Genomic DNA, 10576 nt, shown 5'->3' with positions numbered 1-10576 from the left:
TTATTAATGTCATTGCAATGACGTAAAAATGATCAGGCAAGTGATTGCCATTTATGGATGAATAAATCGGGTAAGCCCGGAGTAATATAATGAAATTAGTTTGTCATAGCGTTAAGAAGGTTGTCGTTAGTGTATTAGCTGTAGTACTTAGTGCATTATCGTTAAATGTGTTGGCTGAATCGGGGAGTATTAATGAGAATAATGCTTCTGCTCAGAGTCGTATTGTTCAGGGTTATCGTCCGGTTGCCAGAGTAGTGCCGGAACTGGCGCAAATTGTGTTTTTCTATCCTAAGGGTGAAATTCCGGCGACCATCTACGTTGACCGTGAGTTGCAGTCTGCATTAATGCCGGGTGAGTTTACGGTGTTCTGTGTGGCCCCCGGCCCACATGCAATAGAATCCTACTTTAACGATAAACCATTGTACGAAGGTAAAAAAAATCCGGCGCGTCAGATTAATGCCCGGGGAGGAGAGACCTATTTTCTGCATGTTAATCCTGGAACCCGTGGTTCAACAACGGCTCTGGAAGAACGTGCAACGGCTGAAGAAGCGCTGCGAACGATGCGTAAACAAACGCGTATCATTAATCGTGCATCACAGGTCAAGCCCTGCGAGTATGTTAACGGTAATGATGTGGTGTTGATTCAGGAAAGCATTTTATTCCGCTTTGCCAAAGGCAATTATGCTGGCATCGTGCCGGAATCCGTCGCTAAGCTAAATAATATTGTGCGCTTCCTCAGGCAAGGAAACGGCATCAAAGAGATCCAGCTGGTAGGCTATACCGACGCGATTGGAAATCGTGATGCTAACCTGCGCTTATCTGAAGAACGTGCGCAAACCGTGCTCGAGGCATTGGTTCGTTCAGGAGTTAGTCCTAATATTATCCGTAATATCAGTGGTATGGGTGTGGCGCAGGCAGCGGAAGGCTGTGGAGTCAGTGCCAGCCAGCAAAATTCAGGCTGTAACAGTAACAGCCGCCGGGTAGATATTATTGTCAAATAATATGGCTGGTTACGTTACAAATAAGTAACCAGATAACGGGCGGCCACAGGCAGCCCGTTATTTTTTATTGTGGGAGTGTTCTGTAAAAGTACTGGTCGTTCACCCATTTCCAGGTTTAGTACTCCTGGTATGTATTTTTACAACGTTTTTTATTTATTTTAATCTTTGACTTACTTAATCCTAACGTTATGAGAGTAAAAGAAATTTAACATTCCAACAATAAATAGTCTTAGATAATCAGGATTAATCTAAGTATTTGCCTATATTTTATCTTCTGTTTAAGTAAGTGCCTGTTATCTTTATCGGGAAGGTTAATATATTCTACGCGCTGAAAAATCTATCTATATAGCCTGAATATTGCATTGCAGGTTTAAAAAATAAAAACCCAGGAATAGGTTATGAGCGAACAATTGTCGGGAACTCCGGTGATTTCATCACAGGCGTTTGACAATATTGAGGATCATGGTGCTGATTCTCTGTTGTGGGCTGTGGAATGGTTGTGCCAGCATCACAATAAGCTTGCCAGCAGGGAAGTGTTATACGCGGGTTTACCGCGCAGCAAACAATTAGATCCTGAACTGGCTTTGCGGATGCTCGACCAGGTGGGTATCGCAGCCGGATGGATAAAACGCGATCTCTCCAGTATTTCAACCTACCTGTTCCCGCTGGCGATTGCCCGTAACGATGGAACCTACTGCATTATCACCGCCCGCAAAGGTGGACGTGGAAACTATCAATATCAGATGGTAATACCAGAAAGCGGTGGAAGTCTGACGTTAAGTGAGTCCGAGGTCGCTAAGCATTACAGTGGTTACGCCATGGTGGCGAACGCCAAACCTCAGCTTGATAAACGCGGTGATGATGAAATCCTGCCGCAGGCAAATCGCGAAGGTCACTGGTTATTCAGCACTCTGTGGCGCTATCGCCATTACTTTTACAGCGCGGCTCTGGCGGCGCTGTTAGCCAACCTTCTGACGCTGGCTACCACCTTCTTCACCATGAACGTTTATGACCGGGTGATCCCCACCCAGGCCTACGTCACGCTATGGTCGTTGGCTATTGGGGTATTAATAGCCATTGTGTTTGAGTTTATCTCAAGGCAAGTCCGTACCTATTTAATCGACGTCGCGGGTAAGAAAGCCGATTTGGTGCTGGGAGCTAAACTGTTCCGCCAGGTGATGGCGATGCGGATGGAGAGTAAACCGCAATCCACCGGCTCATTCGCTAACCAGTTACGCGATTTTGAAGCAGTGCGTGATTTTGTTACCTCGGCAACGCTTTCAACGCTGTCAGATTTGCCGTTCTGTATTCTGTTCATGTTTGTCATTTATATGATTGGCGGGCCACTGGCGGTTGTGCCGCTGGCGGCGATTCCGATTATTTTAATTGTCAGCGTGCTTATCCAGTGGCCATTAAGCCGTTATATGAGTGAAAACATTCGTGAAATCTCGCTGAAACAAGGCTTATTGATCGAGACGGTGGAAGGGCTGGAAGCGCTAAAAGCGGCCCGCGGTGAAGGCGTGATGCAAAAACGCTGGGATGATTTCAGTGCCCTGGCGGCGGCGTCATCGATGAAAACGCGCTATCTGTCGGCTCTGACTTCTAACTTTGTCACCTTTATGCAGCAGGTCACAACGGTAGTGATCGTGCTGTACGGTGTTTACTTGATCCACGCCGGAGATTTGACCATGGGATCAATGATCGGCGTAGTGATTTTATCTGGACGTTCGTTGGGGCCGTTGGCAGCCGTCGTGGCGCTTGCTCTGCGTTATCAGCATGCCAAAACCGCGCTGAAATCGCTTAACCAGTTAATGGCTTTGCCAACAGAGCGTGATGCGGCAATCAACTATTTACCGACGCCAAAATTTACCGGCAATTTAAGCCTGAAGAAAGTGGGCTTCGCCTATCCGGTACCTGGAGTGATGGTTCCGCCACCGGTGCTGGATAACATTAACATCAATATTAAGGCCGGTGAACGCGTTGCCATTATCGGCAGTATTGGTAGCGGTAAATCAACGCTACTGCGCGTGATGGGGCGTCTGTATCAGCCACGCAGCGGACAGATTTCTATTGATGGTGTTGATGCAACGCAGGTTGATCCAGCCGACTGGCGCGCAGCGATCGGCTATGTCAGTCAGGATTGCCGGTTATTTTACGGTACACTTCGTTACAACGTGACCATCGGTAATCCTGGAGCCAGTACCGAAGAGTTTCTTCGCGTCGCAAGGATGACTGGCCTCGACCATATTGCGGCTAAGCATCCGCTGGGCTTTGATATGCCGGTAGGCGAAATGGGCAGTGCTTTATCCGGTGGTCAGAAACAACTGGTAGCTCTGGCACGTTGCCTGCTATTACGGCCGAAAATCCTGCTAATGGATGAGCCGACCAGCTCAATGGATGCGCTGACCGAAAGCGCCTTTATTCGTCAATTACAAAAGGCCATCGAAGGCCAAACCCTGATTATTGTCACTCACCGGATGTCCGTGCTGAATATTTTTGATCGGTTAATCGTACTGGACGAAGGGCGGGTGAAGATTGATGGACCTAAAGAAGAAGTAATTGCGATGCTGAACGCTAACAGCCAGAAAAACAGCCAAAAAAAAGCTCAGCTTAATCAATAAAAATACCTGAATTCAGGCGGAAGAAATTCGCTGCAAGTGAAAGGAATGAATAATGCGTAAGGATGACTTGACGTCACCGCCGGCAGACGACGCGAATAAAAAAAACAGTAGCGAAATCGTCAATGATGAAAATAGCCTGAAAAGAATTGCTATCAGTCCTGCCGACCAAAGCAAAACAAAGAGAAAAGCTGGCAACGCGAATGCCCGGGAAAAGGTTGAATCTGAAGATGTGATGTTTATTAACGATCTTCAGGCGGCAATGATTTCGCAAAAAACGCCATTCAGTATGATTATGCTGTATATCATTGGCTTAATTCTGTTGGTTGCCGTGGTGTGGGCGCACTTTGCCCGCGTTGAGGAAATAACCCGTGGTGAGGGGAAAATTATTCCTGCCAGCCGCGAGCAGGTTATTCAAAGCCTGGAAGGGGGAATCCTCGAGGAGCTGTACGTCCATGAAGGGGATGTGGTGGAAAAAAACCAGGTCCTGCTCAAGATGGACCCAACGCGTGCCAGCTCAAGTTACGGCGAATCCTCTTCAAAGGTATTAGGGCTTAAGGCTTCGATTGCCCGCCTGCGCGCACAATCCTACGATACACCTTTGGTGTTTCCTGCAGAGGTACTGCGAGTTCAAAGTATCGTCAATGACCAAACCCAGGCCTATAACGCGCAATTAAGGACGCTAAATGAGAGCGTCGATGCGCTACAGAAAAGCCTGTCTCTGGCCGAAGATGAGGTGCGGCTTTCTGCACCGCTGGCTAAAAGAGGGTTAGTTTCGGATGTGGAAATCTTGCGTCTGAAGCGCCAGGCAAATGAATTCCGTTTGCAGATTGCAGAACGAACTAACCGCTTTCGTTCAGATGCCAACAGCGAACTGAATAAGCAGGAGTCAGAGCTGGCACAGGCTGAGGAAATTCTGCGCGGGCGCGAGGATATTATGACCCGAACCACTATTCTTGCGCCAGTTAGAGGAACGGTAAATAACATTCGCACCACCACCCGTGGTGGCGTAATTCAGCAGGGTGCGGAGATTATGACCATTATTCCACTGGAAGATAACTTGTTGGTTGAGGCTAAAATAAAGCCTGCAGACGTGGCATTTATTCACCCAGGCCTACCCGCGACGGTAAAAATTACCGCCTATGACTACTCCATTTATGGTGGATTAAGTGGTGTGGTCGAACATCTGAGTTCTGACACCTTAGTTGATGAAGAGAAAGCCCGTGCGGGACGTGAAGACTCCAGCTATTACCGGGTCTATATTCGCACTAATCAGGCGGCGCTCCACGTTCAGGATAAAACGTTTCCTATTATTCCTGGCATGGTGGCTGATGTGGAAATCAGAACAGGTGAGAAAACTATCCTGTCTTATCTGTTAAAGCCGGTTTTAAAAGCACGAGAAGCTTTCAGGGAGCGATAAGCCAGTGGTCAATAATAAACAACGTTTAAAATTAGCAATGGCAATAGCGGTGACTTTACCCTGTACCTCCCTGTCTGCACAGGCTGAAACTGCGGCTTCGACAGGGCTGACTCAACAGGATATAGCCTCTTTACCCCCGATGGTGATGCAAAAAGATTATGCCAGCCAGCATGCTCAGCAGGCCGCAGATATTGCGCCGGTTCAGCAGAGTCAGGCAGTGGTGAAGGCTGACGTAAAACCTGAAATTAAGCCTGAAGTTAAGGCTGAAATTAAACCTGCCAGTAAAGTCGAGGCTGAGGTTGCCAGCCAGCAGGTATTTGCTGACAGTGCGTACGATCTCTTCCCACCGGTGAAGAAATATTATCAACCCGATCCGGCATACAAGAATGTGCGCTGGGATGGCGAGATACAAGGTGAGAGCGACAAGCGGACGCCTGATAACTCTTCTTCCACGACGGAATCCGGCAATCGTAATAGCACGTCGCGTGCTTTCCTGCGCAAGATGGTGGCGATGGCTCTGGCGCACAGTCCGGAAATTCGGTCTTCGCAGGCCGATGTGCTGGCTGCCGGTTATGCTATCGATCAGACCAAAGGGCAACGCTGGCCGCAGGTACAGGTAGGATTATCAACGCCACTGGCAAATCAGGGCAGCGAAGCCACTACCCGAAATAATACTAAAATCAGCGATAGCAGTGCTTCAGTGGCGGTAACGACGCCGATTTTTGACTGGGGAAAAATCAGTAATCAGGTAGGCAGCGCCGAGGAAAGTATGAATGCGGCAATCAAAACGCAGGATTACACCAAAGAGCAGTTGGCCTACAGTACGGTTTCAGAGTTAATCAACCTGGCACGCTATCAGCAGAATCGCCTGGTGGCTCTGGCCTATGTCAAACGTATGAAGCAACTGGCGGATATGCTTGAACAGATTACTGCTGCCGATAAAGGCCGTGCCAGTGAATATGTGCAGGCTAAAGCCAAACTGCTGTCAGCGCGCGCCAGCCTCGATGACATTCAGCATCAGCTGAGTACCAGTCGTATAAAACTGGTTCGCCTGCTGGGTGTTGAACCGAATTTACCGGAAGGCATTTCATGGCAGGATGCTGAGCTGCCACCATCCAAAGCTCTGGCGGCACTGAATAAAAATCCCAGTCTGTTAAGTTTACAGGCCCAGGTGAAAGCCGCTGAATATGAAGCAGAAAGTATTCAGTCAGCCAGCTTGCCGCAGATTAACTGGACGGTATCAAAGGATACGGCGAAAGATGTAAATGGCGATGAAAACGGCTGGTACACCGGGGTAAACGTTCAGTGGAATGTTTTCAGCGGTGGTTCACAAAAGGCGGCGCAAATGGCGGCACGAGCCAAAGCCAATGGTGCACAGCAGCAATATGAAGTGGCTTATCGTGATCTGGAATATCAGATTAACAATATGGTCCAGACCCGTGATTCATCGTTTATTCGTGCTGATGACTTTGACCGCTTATCAGTGGAAACCGCGCGAGTAAGCCAAATGTTTTACGATCAGTGGTATAACCTCGGTCAGCGAACGTTACTGGATGTTCTGACGGCAGAGAACGACCATTACAATAACCAGCTATCTGCCATTAATAATCGTTACGATGGCTATATGTCTAATATGAGTATTATGGCGAGTGCGGCGATGCTGTTGAACTGGCTGGATGTTAAGGAAAACAACTAGTGTAATATTCAGTGGTTTTAAAGGCGCTCTCCAACACAATATATTCCCTTTTTGATCCCCTTGGCCTTCGTCGCGAAGGCCTTTTTTTATCTGAATAATTGGTTTAATCCGGTTATTCAACTCTTCTTGAACACAATAACTTAATAAAAAAGAGCTAAGTCCTGGAGGATTTCCGAACTAACTGATGGATTTCTGTTCTCATGCCAGTCAGCCGGGTGTAACTCGAAAAAGGTTAAAGCGACGAAAATCTCTGAGATAGCATCGATATTTTCAGGAAAATAGCAGTACAGTGACAGTTTATTTCTTTAAATATCAATAATATGAGTCTTTTTTTTACCGTGAAGTCTCTCCTCCCAGAAAACAAAAAAAACATCTTGATCTAATAAAAAATTATCGTAATATGATAATCTCTTGAATCGGAGAGATGAAAATGAAAGGGAACCCACTACACAATCTGAGCCCGGCTAAGGCCAGATTAGTTTTTTTTGCCTTGTTTACCGTGGTGCTCACTTGGGGAATGGCAGCAGGTCATGTGGTGCTGGAGTCGTATGCCTGGCTGTCACCGCAGAGCCAATACCTCAATAATATATTGGCTAATTTCGCAGCGTATCAGCCTTTGCTGCTGGATCAGGGGTTTACGCTAAGCAATTTGAGCTACACACTTATCGTAATTCTGTCTTGCTTACCGGTACTGCTGTCGGCATTAGAGCTATTTATGATAGGGCTATTCTTTTTGCGGTTATCCAAAGGCGAAATCTGGAGCAACAGAAATACTGACGTATTATTGATTGCCGGTATTTTAAGCGCGATTTCTCCGATGGCCTATTCTGTCGTTGAAACATTACAAAGCTTAGCAATATCAGTCAGTTTACCTAAAGGAGAAAGAATCTTTGTCTATTATGTTGGCATGTCTTTTGATGCCGCTTACGATATCATAAAAGGTGTAATTCTTATCTCACTTTCACTGATCATCAAAGAATCAAAAAATATTAAGGATGAACAGGATCTTTATATTTAAGGTAATATAAATGCCTATTATTATAAATCTGGATGTCGCGATGGCGAAGAAAAAGATAAAATCAAAAGAGCTGGCTGCAATGATGGGAATGACTGAAGCAAATCTTTCGATGCTTAAAAATGGAAAGATAAAAGGGGTTAAACTGGCAACCATAGAAAAACTGTGTGACATTCTTGACTGTCAGCCTGGTGATCTCTTTGAATACCAGCGAAGTTAATCGAGATATTAATCAATGCCTTACCTCATAACGGGTAAGGTGTTGACTATAAATGCTATTATTTCATCGATTAACGACGGTGGAGTACACTAATCATAATCTAATCAGGATGTAAAATGCGCCTAAAATTTATTTTGTCTACCCTGCTGATAACGGTGTGCAGTAATTTTTCTGCACAAGCAATTAGCAAAGAAATGCCGTTGCAGTGGTCATTAGATAAAAATACTGACAGACACTTTTGTATTAAAGGTGTCTGTATGATGCCCGGGCATCAATCGCCTGGTATGTTTGATAAACTGAGCAAATCTGAACGGCAACAAAAAAGTAGCAATTATTTGCCTTATGATCGCGATAGTTATAACTCTGAAAGAATGACCGTACATCTCTCATTCGGTGATTAAATTAACAATAAATACTTCATTTCCATTGTCGGAAGACAACCAGGGGAGCCTGACGTTAAATTTTTCAGTGCCGAATTTTCAGTTGGCTTAGCATATTGTTTGAGAAAATTTCTGGATCATTACTGTGGAAAATGAGAGTTACCGGTTTCGATATGAATTTCATTCAATCCATAAGGTAACTCTCTTTTTCATTTTGCTATAGCTAACTGAGAGGCCTTAAAACGATAACTCCCGGTTTCTCCTTCACATAATCGATAAAAGGCGAATCGACTACTTTCTCATTCTCTTTGCGTGAGGAGGCATTTCGCAGTACCGGGCCATTGTCGGTCATAATGAAGAAACCAACATGGGTCACATCGAGTCCAGCAAGGTGGGTATAGATGCCAATCAAATCGCCGGTCCGTAAACGATTGACTACATTTTCATCGATAAATTTAGCCGGAATATAGGTGATATTGCGTTCTACAATGGCTAAGCCTGGCAGGTAGTTCCCGCCATCAGCCTTTTTATTAAGATATTTTACACTGGTCACAGCATTGGGACTTATCTGGGCGGTGATATCGTCAGCGAGCTTATCTTCTCTGTAAGCCCAGTCGGTGAAAAAATGTTTTCGATCGAAAAAGCTGATATGACCGTCAATATAGCGGGTCTGGATAAGATTATTAACGAACTCAGCTGCAGAAGTTGATTTGCGTAATGCTTCCACGTAGTCGAGGTAAGTGAAGCAATCCAGACCTCTGAAGTCGATCACCAGCTCTTCGGGACTATTTGCTGAACCCTTTAGCATGTTTCCCCGATACGGTGTACCGAGAAAGTCCGCCGAGATTGCGTCTGTCATCCTGCCTGTTGCATCATGGGCAATCTTTGGACGTTGCTTTAAAATAGCGTTTAGCTTATCGGAAGTGTAGGGATCAAGATTTACCTTGGTCGACGCTTGAGTGTGTGTCCTGTTTTCTGACGTCTCTTTTTTAATGCTATCCGCCTGAAAGCTACATCCGCTTGATATCAGCGAGATTAAAATTAATTGGGATATCCTTAGCATTCCACTCTCCATGATTCATTAGTGGTTAATCGACTAATTATCACGATAGTTACTTTCTTCCGTGATGTTTTCAAAAAGCTGGATATTTTTAACTGTCCAGCTCGGAAACCGCCTTTAGGTGGCGGCTTCCCGGTTAAATGCATTGAGCTATTTTGATGGGAAATATTTTTCTACCAGGGCATAGAGTATCGCAGCAGTTTCGGCATCCAGAATTCCACTGTAATTTTGTTGACGAAAATGTAGCTGAAGTGCACGGATCACATTTTTGTATCCGCTGTCAGTAACAGTGGTTGAGGTGTCATAACCATATCGACTTAATTTAGCAATAACGTCTTGTCTGGCGGGCAGGGTTTTACAAAACTGAGCCTCGTAGTGTTGTTTTACTTTATCGTCATACCATGCACCTACGCCAACATCATAAAGCGCTTTCCAGGGAAAAGCTGCGCCGGGATCGCTTTTTCGTCCTGGCGCAATATCACTGTGTCCGACAACGTTGGTCGGCGTAATATCCGGATAGCGTTGCAGGATATTTACTGCAAGTTGTTTAATCGCATCAATTTGCGTGGGGTTATAGGGCGGAAAGGTAAATATGCCATTTTTATCGCTGGCTAAATTGACAGTTTCAATCCCGATGGCGGTGTCATTCAGATTGCTGCGTCCGGCCCATGAGCTGACTCCGGCATGCCATGCACGTTCATTTTCATCAACCAAATTAAAAATGCGCATGTCTTTAAAACCCGCATCGATATAGGTTGAATCAGAAGGGTCAGGAACAAGGTAGTGAGCGCTGACTGATTGACCGGTCAGTGCGGTGATCGATGCTTTAAAATCAATGGCGGTGTAATGCATTACCAGAAAACGAACCCGGCGATTGAAACCTTTTACAGAGCGATAGCTATTGTAATCAATGCTGTACATATGAATCTCCTTCCTTTGGGTTGAACTCACTTGTATCATCAGCTTTTACAACCAATCGTATACGAAATCGTAACGGAGATATTATTTACTTTAATTTGCGAAGCAGTTCAATATTACTCTTTTAGGATTTTTCGACCTCACAAATTATGATGCTATTACCCGGGCTTGATATGAGCCCAGGTATTGTCTTAGGCTAATTTGTAAGGAAATATCTGAATTTTCATTGTCAGCAATAATCCGAAAAA

General features: G+C 45.4%; 9 protein-coding genes. 7 read left to right on the top strand and 2 right to left on the bottom strand.

The window, feature by feature from the left end:
* Positions 1–89 precede the first annotated feature (89 nt).
* The 7 genes from RIN69_RS18675 to RIN69_RS18645 all read left to right on the top strand — a co-directional run bounded on the left by RIN69_RS18675 (position 90) and on the right by RIN69_RS18645 (position 8371).
* A complete protein-coding gene (locus RIN69_RS18675) occupies positions 90–1001 on the top strand; it encodes an OmpA family protein (protein ID WP_313853699.1) in 912 nt (303 codons plus the stop codon).
* 398 nt (positions 1002–1399) lie between these two features.
* Entirely contained in the window at positions 1400–3622 is a 2223-nt protein-coding gene (locus RIN69_RS18670) for a type I secretion system permease/ATPase (protein WP_313853698.1), read from the top strand.
* A gap of 232 nt (positions 3623–3854) precedes the next feature.
* On the top strand, positions 3855–5039 hold the full coding sequence (locus RIN69_RS18665; protein ID WP_313857800.1) for an HlyD family type I secretion periplasmic adaptor subunit: 1185 nt from the start codon (positions 3855–3857) through the stop codon (positions 5037–5039).
* 4 nt (positions 5040–5043) lie between these two features.
* Complete coding sequence (locus tag RIN69_RS18660; RefSeq protein WP_313853697.1) at positions 5044–6735, top strand: TolC family protein; 1692 nt, start codon at positions 5044–5046, stop codon at positions 6733–6735.
* A 430-nt stretch (positions 6736–7165) separates the two neighbouring features.
* The gene (locus RIN69_RS18655; protein WP_313853695.1) at positions 7166–7753 is read left to right on the top strand and encodes a hypothetical protein; all 588 of its coding nucleotides are present in this window, start codon (positions 7166–7168) and stop codon (positions 7751–7753) included.
* 10 nt (positions 7754–7763) lie between these two features.
* Positions 7764–7970, top strand: a complete 207-nt coding sequence (locus RIN69_RS18650; protein ID WP_313853692.1) for a helix-turn-helix domain-containing protein — start codon at positions 7764–7766, stop codon at positions 7968–7970.
* A 116-nt stretch (positions 7971–8086) separates the two neighbouring features.
* The gene (locus RIN69_RS18645; protein WP_313853690.1) at positions 8087–8371 is read left to right on the top strand and encodes a hypothetical protein; all 285 of its coding nucleotides are present in this window, start codon (positions 8087–8089) and stop codon (positions 8369–8371) included.
* Between the two features lie 202 nt (positions 8372–8573).
* Here the strand turns inward: RIN69_RS18645 and RIN69_RS18640 are convergent, their stop codons facing one another.
* Both RIN69_RS18640 and RIN69_RS18635 read right to left on the bottom strand, forming a co-directional pair.
* Positions 8574–9413, bottom strand: coding sequence for a DUF1460 domain-containing protein (locus RIN69_RS18640; protein ID WP_313853689.1), 840 nt, complete (start codon positions 9411–9413; stop codon positions 8574–8576).
* Between the two features lie 147 nt (positions 9414–9560).
* Positions 9561–10331: an N-acetylmuramoyl-L-alanine amidase gene (locus tag RIN69_RS18635; protein WP_313853687.1), complete on the bottom strand. Its 771-nt coding sequence runs from the start codon at positions 10329–10331 to the stop codon at positions 9561–9563.
* Positions 10332–10576: the final 245 nt, after the last annotated feature.

The organism is Winslowiella toletana, from assembly GCF_032164335.1.
Lineage (GTDB): Bacteria > Pseudomonadota > Gammaproteobacteria > Enterobacterales > Enterobacteriaceae > Erwinia > Erwinia toletana_A.
This window is presented reverse-complemented; position numbering and strand designations above follow the sequence as displayed.

Excerpts from the sequence above, each read along its gene's own strand:
- RIN69_RS18655 (WP_313853695.1), top strand. The coding sequence starts at position 7,166 with ATGAAAGGGAACCCACTACACAATCTGAGCCCGGCTAAGGCCAGATTA.
- RIN69_RS18645 (WP_313853690.1), top strand. The coding sequence starts at position 8,087 with ATGCGCCTAAAATTTATTTTGTCTACCCTGCTGATAACGGTGTGCAGT.
- RIN69_RS18640 (WP_313853689.1), bottom strand. The coding sequence starts at position 9,413 with ATGCTAAGGATATCCCAATTAATTTTAATCTCGCTGATATCAAGCGGA.
- RIN69_RS18650 (WP_313853692.1), top strand. The coding sequence starts at position 7,764 with ATGCCTATTATTATAAATCTGGATGTCGCGATGGCGAAGAAAAAGATA.
- RIN69_RS18665 (WP_313857800.1), top strand. The coding sequence starts at position 3,855 with ATGTTTATTAACGATCTTCAGGCGGCAATGATTTCGCAAAAAACGCCA.
- RIN69_RS18635 (WP_313853687.1), bottom strand. The coding sequence starts at position 10,331 with ATGTACAGCATTGATTACAATAGCTATCGCTCTGTAAAAGGTTTCAAT.
- RIN69_RS18670 (WP_313853698.1), top strand. The coding sequence starts at position 1,400 with ATGAGCGAACAATTGTCGGGAACTCCGGTGATTTCATCACAGGCGTTT.
- RIN69_RS18675 (WP_313853699.1), top strand. The coding sequence starts at position 90 with ATGAAATTAGTTTGTCATAGCGTTAAGAAGGTTGTCGTTAGTGTATTA.